The sequence below is a fragment of the Streptomyces sp. NPDC057638 genome, from assembly GCF_042800315.1.
Lineage (GTDB): Bacteria > Actinomycetota > Actinomycetes > Streptomycetales > Streptomycetaceae > Streptomyces.
On record NZ_JBHVHF010000148.1, the window covers coordinates 1 to 14,012 of the forward strand.

The window sequence follows — 14,012 nt, forward strand, 5'->3', positions numbered from 1 at the left end:
GTACGGATCCGGGGCGCGGCCTGTAGGGGTGCGCCGGGTGTCAGCCGTGGATCCCGGGGGTGCGGACGGGGCGGCACCGGGGACCGTCCCGGGCGCGGCCGGGGCCGCGTCGGAGAAGTACGGCAGACCGGCGGACGGCGCGTTGCCGCCCGCGTCGGGGGCACCCCCGCCGGGCGGGGCGCCCTGCGGCACGGACATCCCCGCGCCGTTGGTTCCGGAGGACCTGCGCGGCGCGAACCAGTCGTTCGCCGGGGTGGCCCCGGCGGGTTCGGCGCCGGGCATGTCGAGTACCGGCATCGCGGCGGTGCGCTCGGCGTCGCTCTCGGCGGCGCGGCGCGGCGGCGCGGACCCGTCCGCGCCCGTGGCGGGGCCGGACGGCTCGCCCGCCGGATCCGTCTCGTTCACCGGCTTGCGCATGACGACGGGCGGGATCGGCCGCGAACCCGGGATGTTGATCCGGATCCGCGTCGTCAGCGTCGTCTCGGTCTTGGTCTCGGGCCTGGCGCCGTCGCCCCGTGGCGGACGGCCACCGCCCTTCGCCCCGGAGGCGCCTCCCTCGGAAGCGTCCTGCGCCGGCTGTGGCGACGGATACTGGCCTGATCCGTACGGCGGGGTCCCGGAGGGGTACGCGGCTCCACCGCGGCCCTGCGCCCCAGAGGACGAACTGTCAGTTTCACGACTCAAAGCAGGTTCTCCTGATTGGCTCCGCCGCCCGTTTCCTACTGGTTCGGTACTTCTCTGGGCGGCTCGGCGGCGCGCTCCACCATACTGGCCGTCGTCGGGGCAGACCCGCGACTGCGGAAAGCATCATTCCGTCGACCGTACGGGCAAGGTCAGTTCGAGGGCTTCCTCGCCCTCCATGGCGGTCCAGCCTAGGGTGCTCCCGTACCGGCCACTCGCCGGGGGTCATGACGACCCCTCACCGGTCAAGTCGGTCGGCGCCCCCGTCCGGTTGCGTCACCCGGGCCAGGGTGGCGCAGATCACAGCCACCAGCATCCCGCCGAGCATAAAGACCAGCGGCCCCATCCCGGCCGAGAAGGTGCCGTCACCCTCGGGGCGGCCGAGACTCAGCACGACGATGGCGACCAGCCAGCCCGCCGCCGCCGACCACGCGCCGAGCTGGGCACCGGTCGCGCGGGCCGCCCCGTAGAAGAGGCCGGCCGAGCCGAGGAGGGCGAGCAGCAGTCCGCCGGGGAACCAGCCGCCCTGGACCAGGGAGCCCGCGACACCGACGACCACCCCCAGCAGGGCGATTCCGGCATAGGCCGCGATCCGCACCCAGTTGACCGCGTGGCTCGCGGTGCCCGGAGGGCGGGTCAGCCAGTCGCCCGACTGCCGGGGGGCGCTCATGCCGCCGCCCGGGAGGCTCCGGCGAGGCCCGCGAAGAGGTCGCGCTCGCGCTCACCGGCCGGGGCACCCGGCTCACCGGCTACCAGCTGGTAGAACTCCGTGGCGAAAATGGGCTGTCCCAGATGGTTGGAGAGGGCGAAGAAAGAACCCCTCACCTCGACCTGGGTGGCGTGGGCGCGCATCGCCTCGGCCTTCGCGTCCGCGAACCGAGTACCGTCGATCTCGGTGGTGATCAGCGCGTCGTCGATCACTCCGGGGATATCACCGAGGGCGGCGATCCCGGGGAAGTCGCCCGGCGCCTCGGCCCGCAGCCGGGCGAAGCCCTCCTCGGCGACCGAGCGCGGCACCCGGTTCCAGTAGATCTTCTCGATGGTGTGGGGATCGCCCAGATCGCGGCGGTAGGCGGGCTCACCGGCCAGCTCGGCGGCGCGCATGGCCACACGGTGGGTCTGGATGTGGTCCGGGTGGCCGTAGCCGCCCTCGGGGTCGTAGGTGATGAGCACCTGGGGGCGCGTGGACCGGATGATCTCCACCAGGGGGATCGCCGCGTCATCGACGGGGGTCGCCCAGAAGGCGTCCTCGCGGTGGTTCTGCTCGACGCCCATCATCCCGGAGTCCCGATAGCGCCCGGGACCGCCGAGGAAGCGGTGGTCATGGACGCCCAGCGCTCTCATCGCGGCGGCCAGCTCACCGACACGATGGGTGCCGAGACGGTCCTCGCGGTCCGACGCGAGATGGGCGAGGCCAGCGGGGATGACCTCGCCCTCTTCGCCGAGGGTGCAGGTCACCAGGGTGACCTGGGCGCCACTGGCGGCATACTTCGCCATGGTGGCGCCGTTGTTGATCGACTCGTCGTCCGGGTGCGCGTGGACCAGGAGCAGACGACGGGCGGGAAGATCCTTCATGCCGACAGCCTACGAGGGAAGACCACGCGGACGTGTCGGATCCGTGAACGCCCCGGTCGGAAGGCGTCCACGGGAGGGAACCGGGCGGGACGACCGCCCCGGGCCGGTCAGAACTTGAAGTCCCCGATCATCCCGGCGACATTCGAGGTCAGGTCGGAGATCGTGGGAGCGATGGACGAACTGGCGAGATAGAACCCGAGCAACACGCAGATCGCCGCATGCCCGCCCTTGAGCCCGGACTTCCGGATCAACAGGAAGACGATGACGGCCAGCAGCAGCACCGCCGAAATGGAGAGTGCCACGGCGGTTCACCTCCACAAGATTCGGTCGGGACAGCGGGACAGGCGGATTGCATGTGCCAGTGGGACCTACCCACTTGGCGCTACGGATCATAACTATCCGTACGAACGCATTGATCGGTGCACAGCAGCAAAGGGGGGCGCACGGCCGCTAGGTTCGGTCATATGACCACGAGGACGCAGCTCTCCTTCCTACACCAGTACGCCATTACCCAGCGCTTCACCGTGGGCACACCTCGCGCCCCCATCGTCTCTCCTGACGGCTCTCGGTTGGTCTTCATCCGGTCATCCTCGGGGACCGACCGGACCGGTCGGCTCTGGGTGGCCGACCTGGGCGAAGCGGGGGACGGCAGGCCCCGCGAACGGGTCGCCGCCGACCCCGCCGTCCTCCTCGGCGGCGCCGGCGAACAGCTCTCGGACCAGGAACGCGCCCGCCGCGAGCGCAGCCGCGAGGCGGGGACCGGGATCGTCGCCTACACGGTGGACAACGCGGTCGAACTCGCCGCCTTCACCCTCTCGGGGCGGCTCTTCACGGCCGGGCTGCGGGCCGGAACCGCCCGTGAACTGCCCGCGCGGGGACCGGTCATCGCCCCTCGCCCCTCCCCTGACGGACGCCGGATCGCCTACACCAGCCAGGGCGCGCTGCGGGTCATCGAGGCCGATGGCACGGGCGACCGCGCCATCGCGGAGCCCGGGGAGGAGTACGGCGGCCCCGAGGGCGCGGTCGGCTACGGCACGGCGGAGTTCATCGCGGCGGAGGAGATGGGCCGCGACCGGGGCTTCTGGTGGTCACCGGAGTCGGACCGGCTGCTCGTGGCCCGGGTGGACGAGCGGGAGGTGCGCCGCTGGTGGATCAGCGACCCGACCGATCCCGGACGCGAACCCCGGTCCATCGCCTACCCGGCGGCCGGGACCGCCAACGCCGAGGTACGGCTCTTCCTGATGGACCTGGAAGGCGGCCGTACGGAGGTGGAGTGGGACCGCGAGGGCTACCCCTATCTCGCCCGGGTCCACTGGTCCGCCTCGGGCGCTCCCCTCCTTCTGGTGCAGGCCCGCGACCAGCGGACCCAGCGCTACCTCACGGTGGACACGGCGTCGGGCGCCACCCGGACCCTGCTCACCGAGGACGACCCAGTATGGCTGGAACTTTTCGCTGGGGTACCGGTCTGGTCCCCGGCCGGAGAACTGGTGCGCATCACCGAGCGGGACGACGTCCGGCTGCTCATGGCCGGCGACCGGGCGCTGACCGGGGCCGAGCTCCAGGTGCGGGCCGTCCTGGACGTCGGCGAGCACGACATCCTCGTCTCCGCCTCGGCGGGCGCGGGCGCCCCGGACGCCGAACCGGGCGAGATCCATGTCTACCGCGTCGGCGAGCACGGGACCGAACGGATCTCCGACGGGCCCGGGGTCCACTCCGCCGCGCGCTCGGGGCCGGTGACCGTCCTCGCCTCCGCCCGCGCCACCGACAGCGGCGGTCCGGGCCCGGCATGGACCGTACTGCGGGACGGACAGCCCCTGACCACGGTGGCCAGCCACGCGCTGCGGCCGGTGCTCACCGCCCGGCCCCGGCTGCTGGAGGCGGGCGCCCGCCGTATCCCCTGCGCGGTCCTGCTGCCCTCCCGCTACCGCGACGGCGACGGCCCGCTGCCGGTGCTGATGGACCCCTACGGCGGCCCGCGCGGCCAGCGGGTCTACGCCGCCCAGCGCCACCATCTGCTCTCCCAGTGGTACGCCGACCAGGGCTTCGCCGTCATCGTCGCCGACGGCCGGGGCACCCCGGGCCGCTCCCCCTCCTGGGAGAAGGCCCTCAAGGGCGACTACACGGTCGTCCTGGACGACCAGATCGAGGCCCTGCACGCGCTGGCCGGGTCACTCCCGCTCGACCTGGGCCGGGTGGGGATCCGGGGCTGGTCGTACGGGGGATATCTGGCCGCCCTCGCCGTACTGCGGCGCCCGGACGTCTTCCACGCGGGCATCGCCGGGGCGCCGGTGTCCGACATGCGCCTCTACGACACCCACTACACCGAGCGCTACCTCGGCCACCCGGACGAGGTACCCGACACCTACCGGTCCAACTCCCTCGTCGCCGACGGCGAACTGGTGGCGGCGCGGGACCCGGCCCGCCCACTGATGATCATCCACGGTCTCGCCGACGACAACGTCGTCGTGGCGCACTCCCTCCTGCTCTCCTCCGCGCTACTGGCGGCCGGGCGGGAGCACGAGCTGCTGCCGCTGGGCGGGGTGACGCATATGGCGACACAGGAGAAGGTGACGGAGAACATGCATGTGCTGCAGGCGGGCTTCTTGAAGCGCGCGCTGGGGCCGCGCCCGCGCCCGCGCCCGCAGGGCGCTTGACCAGATGCGGGACCGTCCGTGTCGGCCGTGTCGTCCGCGCGACCGAGTGCGTCCCGTGTCCGGCGGTGCGGCCCGTGGCCAGCTGCCGCCGCCGTCCCAGTGCCGGGTGCGGTGTCGGTGGGTTCCGCTGTGCGCGGTCTGCGGGTGCGGTGTCTATCGCTGCCGCCGCCGTCCCAGTGCCGGGTGCGGTGTCGGTGGGTTCCGCTGTGCGCGGTCTGCGGGTGCGGTGTCTGTCGCTGCCGCCGCCGTCCCAGTGCCGGATGCGGTGTCTGTCGCTGCCGCCGTTCTTTGTCTGCGGGGTTCGGTGGCCTCCGGGCTCACCTCCTCGTGAGCGGCGGACGAGACGTCACTCGTGCCGTGAGGCCGGGTTGCCCCGCCCCTCCCTGCGGGGGCGACCCTGCACCCCCCGAACCTGCCCCTGGAGCCCGGCTGCGGTAGTGACCGTCGGTGTGACCGTGACCGTTGTCGACGGACGAAGAACGCACACCCCCGGACTCCCCGTGCGAGCTTCACCACCGGATTCGCTCAAGGCGGTTCTGCCGGTGAGTAGCTCCGTGCAAGGACTCGACCTACCCGAGGTCGGTTCTGAGCCAAAGGGGCGCGTCGATGTCTCAGTGACGTCGCGCGGAGATCGTGAGGAACGAGCGATCGAGCACGTCGGCGCTGAGACATCGACTAAAGCGCCCCGGAGGCGAAGAACCGCAAAAAAATTAAGGCATGAAGGAGAGGAAGATGAAGGCGGCGAAGAGGACGAGGTGGACGCCCCCCTGCAAGAGGGTGGCGCGGCCGGGGACGATGGTCAGGGCGCTGACGATGGCGGTCAGGACGAGCAGGACCATGTTGGTGGCGCCTTCGCCCAGGATGAGGGGGGTGGGGAGCCAGATGGAGGCGAGGGCGAGGACGGGGATGGTCAGGCCGATGCTGGCGATGGCGGAGCCATAGGCCAGGTTGAGGCTGGTCTGGAACCGGCCGCGGCGGGCGGCGCGGACCGCGGCGAGTGTTTCGGGGAGCAGGACCAGGAGGGCGATCACCACGCCGACGACGGTGGTCGGCAGTCCTGCGGCGTCGACGCCGCTCTCGATGGCGGGTGAGGTCAGTTTGGCGTTGCCGACGACGGCGATCAGGGCGATGACCAGCAGGGCGAGGCTGAGTCGGGTGGTGCGGAGGCTTGGTGGCGGGGCGTGTTCGTCGGGGTCGTTGTCGGTGCCGTCGTCGGCGGTGACGGGGAGGAAGTAGTCCCGGTGGCGGACGGTCTGGACGCCGATGAAGAGGGCGTAGAGGCAGAGGGAGGCCGCGGCGGCGAAGGCGAGCTGGCCGCCGGTGAACTCGGGGCCCGGGTGGCTGGTGGTGAAGGTGGGCAGGACCAGGGTCATGGTCGCGAGGGTGCACACGGTGGCCAGCGCCCCGCCCGAGCCCTCGGCGTTGAAGACCGCCACGCGATGGCGCAGCGCTCCCACCAGCAGGGCGACGCCCACGATCCCGTTGCAGGTGATCATTACGGCGGCGAACACGGTGTCCCGGGCGTAGGTGGACGTCTTCTCCCCGCCGCCCGCCAGCAGGGTGACGATCAGGCCCACCTCGATGGCCGTGACCGCGACGGCGAGCACCAGGGAGCCGAGGGGTTCACCGACGCGGTGGGCCACGACCTCGGCGTGGTGGACGGCCGCGAGGACGGCGCCGATGAGGCAGAGCCCGATCAGCAGGACGGCCCACCCCGGGAGGGTGCGCCCCCAGGCGGCGGCCAGCGCCACGAGCGCGAGAAGCGGCACCCAGGTCGTCCACTGCGAGCTGAGCCTCGGCGCGCCGGTCGTCATGCTGGCCACGCTGCCAGCTTCGGGGGCGGGACGCGCGTGGGGCTGAGCCAACAGGGTCCGGGCGTCGGCGGGTCCGCCCGGAGGCGGTCTCATGGCCTTCGTCGTTCTCGGGCCGGATCGGCGGCGGCCTGAGCGGCTTCGCGCCGGGGGCGGCACAGGGCGCGGGGAACACGGTCCCGAGCCGGGAACGGGCACAGCGCGGGAGCGGACTCAGCCCGGCCGGAGGAGGTGGCGTGTCCTCCCGTACGGCGGACTCCCGTGCCGCGGATGCCCGCACGGCGGACTCAGCGCGGAGGAGGTGGCGTTTCCTCCCGTGCGGCGGGCTCGCGTACCGCGGACTCCCGCAGGGTCCGCTTGTAGAGCTTGCCGTTGGGGTCGCGCGGCATCGTCGTGATGAAATCCACCGTCCGGGGGCGTTTGTATCCCGCGAGGTGGTGGGCGCAGTGGGCGAGGAGTTCGGCGGCGAGCAGGGCGTCCGGGTGGTGGCCCTCGGCGGGCTCGACCACGGCTTTGACCTCCTCGCCCCAGTCGGCGTGGGGGACGCCGAAGACCGCCGCGTCCGCGACGGCGGGGTGGGCCAGCAGGGCGGACTCGATCTCGGCGGGGTAGATGTTGACGCCCCCGGAGATGATCATGTCGATCTTGCGGTCACGGAGGAAGAGATAGCCGTCCTCGTCGAGGTGGCCGAGGTCGCCGACGGTGAAGAAGTCCCCGATGCGGTTGGCGCGGGTCTTGGCCTCGTCCTTGTGGTAGCGGAAGCCACCGACCGTCATCCGCAGGTAGACCGTGCCGAGTTCACCGGGTGGCAGCCGGTTGCCGTCGTCGTCGAAGATCGCGATCTCGCTGATCGGCCAGGCGCGGCCGACCGTGCCGGGCTTGCGGAGCCACTCCTGGGCCGTGGCGAAGGCGCCGCCGCCCTCGCTGGCCGCGTAGTACTCCTCCACGCAGGTGCCCCACCAGTCGATCATGGCCCGCTTCACATGGTCCGGGCAGGGCGCGGCGCCGTGGATGGCGTGCCGCAGGGAGGTGATGTCGTAGCGCGCCTTGACCTGGTCGGGCAGGGCGAGCAGCCGGTGGAACTGGGTGGGGACCATATGGGTGTGGGTGCAGCGGTGGGTGTGGATGAGCCGGAGCATCTCCTCGGGGGTCCACTTGTCCATCACCACCAGCGGATGGCCGAGGTGGAGGGCGGCGGCCGCGAACTGGAGCACGGCGGTGTGGTAGAGCGGCGAGCAGACGAGATGGACGTTGCCGTCGAAGGGCTGGATACCGAAGATGCCGAGGAAGCCACCGAGGGAGGTGCGCTCGGGCACCACGCCGGGTAAGGGGCGGCGCACTCCGCGCGGGCGTCCCGTGGTGCCGGAGGTGTAGTTCATGACCCAGCCGAGGGTGCGGCCGGTGGGCGGGGTGGCGGGCTGTCCGTCGAGCAGCTCCTCGAAGGCGCGGAAGCCCACGAGACGGCCCGCTCCCACGGGACTCGGGCGGGAGCGCGGCGCGACGGCCGCGCCTCCCTCCATGGCAGCCGAGTGCCGGCCCGGCACGGCGCTCGCGTCTCCCTCCACCCCGCCCGGGCGTGAGCGCGGCGTGGCGGCCGTACTCCCCTCCCGTACGCCCCCGTCCGTACGGGGCCGGGGCATCGTCCCCCGTATGCCCGGCGACTCGGCGACGGCGTAGCGGTGCTCGGGTGGGAGGGCGGCCGTGTCGGCGGCGGTGGTCGCGGCCTCGGCGTAGCGCTCGTGGGCGATGAGAAGGCGGGCGCCGGAGTCGGCGACGATCCAGGCGATCTCGGGGCCGACGAGGTGGTGGTTGACGGGGACGAGATAGAACCCGGCCTGGGTGGCGGCGAGATGGGCGATGAGGAGCGCGGGGCCGTTGGGCAGGACGGCGGCGAAGGCGTCGCCCTGCCGGAGTCCCGCCGCGCGTAATCCGTGGACCAGCCGGTTCGCGTCGGCGTGGAGCCGTCCGGCGCTCCAGCGCTCGCCGTCGGGCGCGATCAGGACGGTGCGCCCGGGGTCGGCGGTGGCCTGGGCCCAGAAGCCGTGCGGCTGGTCGCTCATCGGGCGCTCCTTCGGGCGGCGCGGTCGATCCGGTCGACGGCTCGGGCGAAGCCCCGGGTGAGGTCGTCCATGACGGCCCGTACGCTCCGTTCCGTGGTCATCCGGCCGACGATCTGCCCGACCGGGGTGCCGAGCAGCGGGAGTGTCTCCGCGCGCTGGATCCGGGTGAGGGCTTCGGCGACGAGGAGTCCCTGGAGCGGCATGGGCAGCGGTTCGGGCCCCTCGGGGCCGTCCCACGCGTCGGTCCAGGCGGTACGGAGCTGACGCGCGGGCTTGCCGGTCAGTGCCCGGGAGCGGACGGTGTCGCCGGAGCCCGCCGCCAGGAGCTTCTCCGTCAGCGCCCGGGAGTGGAGTTCGGCCTCGGTGGTGGTGAGCCAGAGCGAGCCGAGCCAGGCGCCCTGGGCGCCCAGCGCCAGGGCGGCGGCGATCTGCTCGCCGCTGCCGATGCCGCCCGCGGCGAGTACGGGCAGCGGGTCGACGGCCGCGACGACCTCGGGGGTGAGGACCATGGTGGCGATCTCCCCGGTGTGGCCGCCCGCCTCGTATCCCTGGGCGACGACCAGGTCGATTCCGGCGTCGGCGTGGCGGCGGGCGTGGTGGGCGCTGCCCGCGAGGGCGGCGACCCGGACGCCGTGCTCGTGGGCGCGGGCGATGACGTCCGGTGGCGGGGAGCCGAGGGCGTTGGCGAGCAGCCGGATGGGATGGCCGAAGGCCACATCGAGCTGGGTGCGGGCGACCTCCTCCATCCAGCCGGTGATCCGCCATCCGGACGCCTCGCCGTCGGCCAGTTCGGGGACTCCGTGGCGGGCGAGGGTCTCGTGGACGAAGCGCCGGTGTCCCTCCGGGATCATCGCCTCCACCTCGGTCTCGGTGACGCCCTGGACCGTGGTGGCGGGCATGACGACATCGAGGCCCCAGGGCCGGTCCCCGGTGTGCGCGGCCATCCAGTCGAGGTCGCGTTCGAGGTCTCCGGGGGCCGTGTAGCGGACGGCGCCGAGGATGCCGAGGCCGCCCGCCCTGCTGATGGCGGCGGCCACCGCGGGGAAGGGCGTGAAGCCGAAGATGGCGTGCTCGATGCCCAGGGCCGTGCTCAGCTCCGTCTCCATGGGCGGCAGGATGCCGCACCCGGATGGCCGAGGGAAGAGGTTTTCTGATGCTTCGTCAGATCGCCGGGCCGGTTGACAGCACCGGCCGGCCGGAAGAAAGTGCCACTGCTGTTCGAATCTTCGAAAGTTTTCTTCATGGGTGGGCGATGTCGTCGGCGGGGCCCACCACGCGCCCCGCCGAAAACTCGTCAGAGCGGAGAGAAGGTGCCGATGACCAACGACGCCACACCGGAGGACGGGCGGAGTACCGCTGAGGCCGGGGAACGCCCCGGCGACGGCCGCCACCCGGACAGCGCCGCCATAAGCCGCAGGGCGCTCGGCGGCGGCGCGCTGGCCCTCGGTGGGGCACTGACCATCGCGCCCGCGCCGTTCGCCACGGCGGATCCGGCGGGAACCGGACCGGGCGCCGCGGGACAGAACCTCGACCGGCGTCCACTGCGCCGTGGCAGCCCGGAGCGGGCCGGGCTGACCGCCGCCCATCTGGAACGGCTCGTCGCCGACGCCCGCACCTTCCTCGACCCCTCCCCCCGGCGCCCCTGGTACGCGGGGGCCGTCCTGCTCGCCGGGCGCGGCTCCACCGTCGCCCTGCACCAGGCCATCGGCACGGCGGTCCGCTACTCCTCCTACGACGCGGCCACCGACACCGCCGTCGAGTTCCCGCCCGAGCAGCGGATCCCGATGGCCGAGGACACCGTCTTCGACCTGGCCTCGGTGTCGAAGCTGTTCACCTCGCTCCTCGCGGTGCGGCGGATCGAGGACGGCACCCTGGACCTGGACGCGAAGGTCACCGGCTATCTGCCGGAGTTCGCGGGCGGCGGCAAGGGCGGGATCACCGTCCGGCAGCTGCTCACCCACACCTCGGGCTTCCGCGCCTGGATCCCGCTCTACCGGGAACCGACCCGGGAGGGAAAGCTGCGGATGCTCTGGGAGGAGGTGCCCGCCCATCCCCCCGGCACCCGCTATCTCTACTCCGACCTCAATCTGATCACCCTCCAGCTGATCCTGGAACGCCTCACCGGCCGCCCCCTCGACACCCTGCTGTACGAGGAGATCACCGGCCCGCTCGGGATGCGCCGCACCCGTTTCAACCCGCCCGCGTCCTGGCGGCCGAAGATCGCCGCGACCGAGATCGCCCGGCCCCCGTGGTCCGGGCTCGACCGGGGGCTGGTCTGGGGCGAGGTCCACGACGAGAACGCGTACTCCTTCGGCGGGGTGGCCGGGCACGCCGGGGTCTTCTCCTGCGCCTGGGACCTCGCGATCCTCGCCCGTACCCTCCTCAACGGCGGTGTCTACGGCCACACCCGCGTGCTGCGCCCCGAGTCGGTGGAGCTGATGTTCACCGACTTCAACACCGACTTCCCCGGTGACGAGCACGGCCTCGGATTCGAGCTCTACCAGCACTGGTACATGGGCGCGATGGCCACCCCGCACACGGCGGGCCACACCGGTTTCACCGGCACCAGCCTGGTCCTCGACCCCACCACCGACTCCTTCCTGATCGTGCTCGGGAACTCGGTCCACCCCGTCCGCAGCTGGCGCTCCGGCAGCGCGCCCCGGGTCGCCGCCGCGAACCACATGGCCCGCGCCGTTCCCGTACGCCCGCCGCGCGGACGGACCGCCTGGTTCTCCGGCATGGCGAACGCGGCCACCGCCACCCTCGCGCTGCCCCCGCTCACCACCGGCGCGGGCACCGCCCTGCGGTGCGCGCTCTGGTGGGATCTCGAACCCGGCGCCGACCGCCTGGCCCTCGAAGCCTCACCCGACGCGGGCGCGACCTGGACGGCCGTCCCCTTCACCACCGTACGGAAGGGGGAGTCCCCCGCCTCCCACCCCGACGGCACCGCGACCGGCTGGGGCCACCGGAGCTGGCACACCGTCACCGCCGACCTCTCCGGCTGGACGGGGGACGGGGTCCGGCTGCGCTGGCGGTACACCACCGACCGGCTGTACGTCGGGCGGGGCGCCTACGTCAGCGGGCTGCGGGTCACCCGGCGCGGCCGGACCCTCTTCGACGAACGGCGCCCCCAGGACGCCGGGCGGCTGACGGCGGAGGGCTGGACCCGGGCGGCGGAGTGACCGTGGTGAGTCCGGTGGGCGCGTGGCCCCCGGACTCACCTCCCCAGGACCGCCATCGCCGCGTTGTGCCCCGGCACCCCGCTCACTCCCCCGCCGCGCACCGCGCCCGCGCCGCACAGCAGCACATTGGCGTGGGCCGTCTCCACACCCCAGCGGCCGGTCCCCTCCCCCGCGTACGGGAAGGAGAGGTCCCGGTGGAAGATATGGCCCCCCGGCAGCCGCAGCTCCCGTTCCAGGTCCAGCGGGGTCTTCGCCTCGACGCAGGGCGCGCCGTCGGCGTCCAGCGCCAGACACTCCTCGATGTCCTCCGCCAGATGGGTGTTCAGCTCCGCGAGGGTGGCGGCGAGCAGCCGGGAGCGGGTGCGGTCCTGGGCGCTGTCGTCGCCCCGATCGGCGGTGAAGAGCCGGGCCGGGGTGTGCAGACCGAAGAGGGTCAGCGTCTGGTACCCCTCGCGGACGAGGGAGGGGCCGAGGATCGACGGATCGGTGAGGGAGTGGCAGTAGATCTCCGACGGCGGCGCGCTGGGCAGGGCGCCCGAGGCGGCCTCCCGGTAAGCGGTGGCGAGCTGTTCGTACCCCTCCGAGACATGGAAGGTCCCCGCGAACGCCTCCCGGGGGTCGACCGCGGTGTCCTTGAGCCTCGGCAGCCGCCTCAGCAGCATGTTCACCTTGAACTGGGAGCCCTCGGGCGGCGGTGGGGGCGTCTCGCCGAGGAGCCTGGCGAGTTCGGTGGGTGAGGCGTTGACGAGGACCCGGCGGGCGGTCACCGTGCCCTCGGTGTCAGCGGTGCGGTAGGCCACCTCGGCCGAGATGCCGTCGGTGGCGATACCGGTGACCTCGTGGCCGGTGGCGATCCGCGCGCCCGCGCGCCGCGCCGCGTCCACGAGCGCGTCGGTGAGGGCGCCCATGCCGCCGACCGGAACGTCCCAGTCGCCGGTGCCCCCGCCGATCACGTGGTAGAGGAAGCAACGGTTCTGTGCCAGACCGGCGTCATGCGCGTCGGCGAACGTCCCGATCAGCGCGTCGGTGAGGACCACTCCCCGGACCGTGTCGTCCGCGAACCGCTCCTCGACCGTCTCCCCCAGCGGCGCCTCGAACAGCGCCCGCCAGGCCGCCGGATCGTCCACCAGCGCCTTCAGCTCGGCCCGGTCCGGCAGCGGTTCCGTCAGAGTCGGGAAGATCCGCTCGGCGGCCCGGGTGGTCATCGCGTAGAACGCGCGCCAGGCCCGGTACTCCCGCTCGCCCCCGGCCAGCGCCGCGAACGAGCCCCGGGTGCGGCCGCCCGCGCCGACCAGCAGCCCCGGTCCGTCGCCGCGCGGAGTGTAGGACGAGACGGTCCGGCGGCGTACGGAGAAGTCCAGCCCCAGCTCGCGCACGATCTTCGACGGGAGCAGGGAGACCAGATACGAGTAGCGCGAGAGCCGGGCGTCGACCCCCGCGAACGGGCGGGCCGACACCGCGGCGCCACCCGGCCGGCCGCCGCGCTCCAGCACGAGCACGGAGTGACCGGCGCGAGCGAGGTACGCGGCGGCGACGAGGCCGTTGTGACCGGCGCCGACGATGACGGTGTCGGGGGTGGTGGGTGGGGATGCGGGTGCGGGTGCGGGTGTCGGTGCGGGTGCGGGCATGTGCGGTAGATATCCCGCGCAGGGGCGGATGAACCCGCGCGGCGCGTACGGGGCCGGGGTCGGGGCCTCCCGCCGTCGCCCGGTGCCGGGTGCGGTGTTTATCGCTGCCGCTGTCTTCTGTCTGCGGGGTCCGGCGGCCTCCGGGCTCACCTCCTCGTGAGCGGCGGACGAGACGTCACTCGTCCCGCGAGACCTGCATTTCCGCCACTCCCTGCGGGGGCGACCCTGCACCCCCCGAACCTGCCCCCGGAGCCCGGCTGCGGTAGTGACGGTCCGTGCGACCGTGACGGGTCGGGGGTGATCCGTCGCTGCCGCTGTCTTTCGTCTGCGGGGTCCGGCGGCCTCCGGGCTCACCTCCTCGTGAGCGGCGGACGAGACGTCACTCGTCCCGCGAGACCTGCATTTCCGCCACTCCCTGCGG

Annotated in this window: 9 protein-coding genes and 1 pseudogene; 2 read left to right on the forward strand and 8 right to left on the reverse strand. The window is 73.0% G+C overall.

Annotated features, from left to right (window positions below):
* From ACFVIM_RS20225 to ACFVIM_RS20240, 4 genes and pseudogenes are all read right to left on the reverse strand, one after another.
* Positions 1 to 417, reverse strand: a pseudogene (locus ACFVIM_RS20225) (hypothetical protein); the annotation flags it as partial.
* 502 nt (positions 418 to 919) lie between these two features.
* The gene (locus ACFVIM_RS20230; protein WP_384303069.1) at positions 920 to 1,351 is read right to left on the reverse strand and encodes a DUF6113 family protein; all 432 of its coding nucleotides are present in this window, start codon (positions 1,349 to 1,351) and stop codon (positions 920 to 922) included.
* Entirely contained in the window at positions 1,348 to 2,256 is a 909-nt protein-coding gene (gene mshB, locus ACFVIM_RS20235; protein WP_384303071.1) for an N-acetyl-1-D-myo-inositol-2-amino-2-deoxy-alpha-D-glucopyranoside deacetylase, read from the reverse strand. The genes ACFVIM_RS20230 and mshB overlap by 4 nt, the downstream gene beginning before the upstream one ends.
* A 107-nt stretch (positions 2,257 to 2,363) precedes the next feature.
* Entirely contained in the window at positions 2,364 to 2,558 is a 195-nt protein-coding gene (locus ACFVIM_RS20240) for a hypothetical protein (protein WP_384303073.1), read from the reverse strand.
* A 162-nt stretch (positions 2,559 to 2,720) separates the two neighbouring features.
* On the opposite strand from ACFVIM_RS20240, the gene ACFVIM_RS20245 reads away from it, so the two are divergent.
* The gene (locus ACFVIM_RS20245; protein WP_384303075.1) at positions 2,721 to 4,910 is read left to right on the forward strand and encodes a prolyl oligopeptidase family serine peptidase; all 2,190 of its coding nucleotides are present in this window, start codon (positions 2,721 to 2,723) and stop codon (positions 4,908 to 4,910) included.
* Between the two features lie 710 nt (positions 4,911 to 5,620).
* Here ACFVIM_RS20245 and ACFVIM_RS20250 read toward each other — a convergent pair.
* From ACFVIM_RS20250 to ACFVIM_RS20260, 3 genes are all read right to left on the reverse strand, one after another.
* Positions 5,621 to 6,724, reverse strand: coding sequence for a calcium:proton antiporter (locus tag ACFVIM_RS20250; protein WP_384303089.1), 1,104 nt, complete (start codon positions 6,722 to 6,724; stop codon positions 5,621 to 5,623).
* A gap of 284 nt (positions 6,725 to 7,008) precedes the next feature.
* The gene (locus tag ACFVIM_RS20255) at positions 7,009 to 8,781 is read right to left on the reverse strand and encodes an acyl-CoA synthetase (RefSeq protein ID WP_384303077.1); all 1,773 of its coding nucleotides are present in this window, start codon (positions 8,779 to 8,781) and stop codon (positions 7,009 to 7,011) included.
* A complete protein-coding gene (locus tag ACFVIM_RS20260; RefSeq protein WP_384303079.1) occupies positions 8,778 to 9,887 on the reverse strand; it encodes a nitronate monooxygenase in 1,110 nt (369 codons plus the stop codon). Before ACFVIM_RS20260 ends, ACFVIM_RS20255 begins: the two co-directional genes overlap by 4 nt.
* Positions 9,888 to 10,097: 210 nt before the next feature.
* Between ACFVIM_RS20260 and ACFVIM_RS20265 the strand changes: the two genes are divergently transcribed.
* Complete coding sequence (locus tag ACFVIM_RS20265; protein WP_384303081.1) at positions 10,098 to 11,963, forward strand: serine hydrolase; 1,866 nt, start codon at positions 10,098 to 10,100, stop codon at positions 11,961 to 11,963.
* Between the two features lie 35 nt (positions 11,964 to 11,998).
* Here ACFVIM_RS20265 and ACFVIM_RS20270 read toward each other — a convergent pair whose 3' ends face one another.
* The gene (locus ACFVIM_RS20270) at positions 11,999 to 13,591 is read right to left on the reverse strand and encodes a phytoene desaturase family protein (protein ID WP_384303083.1); all 1,593 of its coding nucleotides are present in this window, start codon (positions 13,589 to 13,591) and stop codon (positions 11,999 to 12,001) included.
* Positions 13,592 to 14,012: the final 421 nt, after the last annotated feature.

Coding starts and splice junctions, on each gene's coding strand:
- ACFVIM_RS20250 (WP_384303089.1), bottom strand. CDS start 6,724: ATGACGACCGGCGCGCCGAGGCTCAGCTCGCAGTGGACGACCTGGGTG.
- ACFVIM_RS20265 (WP_384303081.1), top strand. CDS start 10,098: ATGACCAACGACGCCACACCGGAGGACGGGCGGAGTACCGCTGAGGCC.
- ACFVIM_RS20255 (WP_384303077.1), bottom strand. CDS start 8,781: ATGAGCGACCAGCCGCACGGCTTCTGGGCCCAGGCCACCGCCGACCCC.
- ACFVIM_RS20270 (WP_384303083.1), bottom strand. CDS start 13,591: ATGCCCGCACCCGCACCGACACCCGCACCCGCACCCGCATCCCCACCC.
- ACFVIM_RS20230 (WP_384303069.1), bottom strand. CDS start 1,351: ATGAGCGCCCCCCGGCAGTCGGGCGACTGGCTGACCCGCCCTCCGGGC.
- ACFVIM_RS20260 (WP_384303079.1), bottom strand. CDS start 9,887: ATGGAGACGGAGCTGAGCACGGCCCTGGGCATCGAGCACGCCATCTTC.
- mshB (WP_384303071.1), bottom strand. CDS start 2,256: ATGAAGGATCTTCCCGCCCGTCGTCTGCTCCTGGTCCACGCGCACCCG.
- ACFVIM_RS20245 (WP_384303075.1), top strand. CDS start 2,721: ATGACCACGAGGACGCAGCTCTCCTTCCTACACCAGTACGCCATTACC.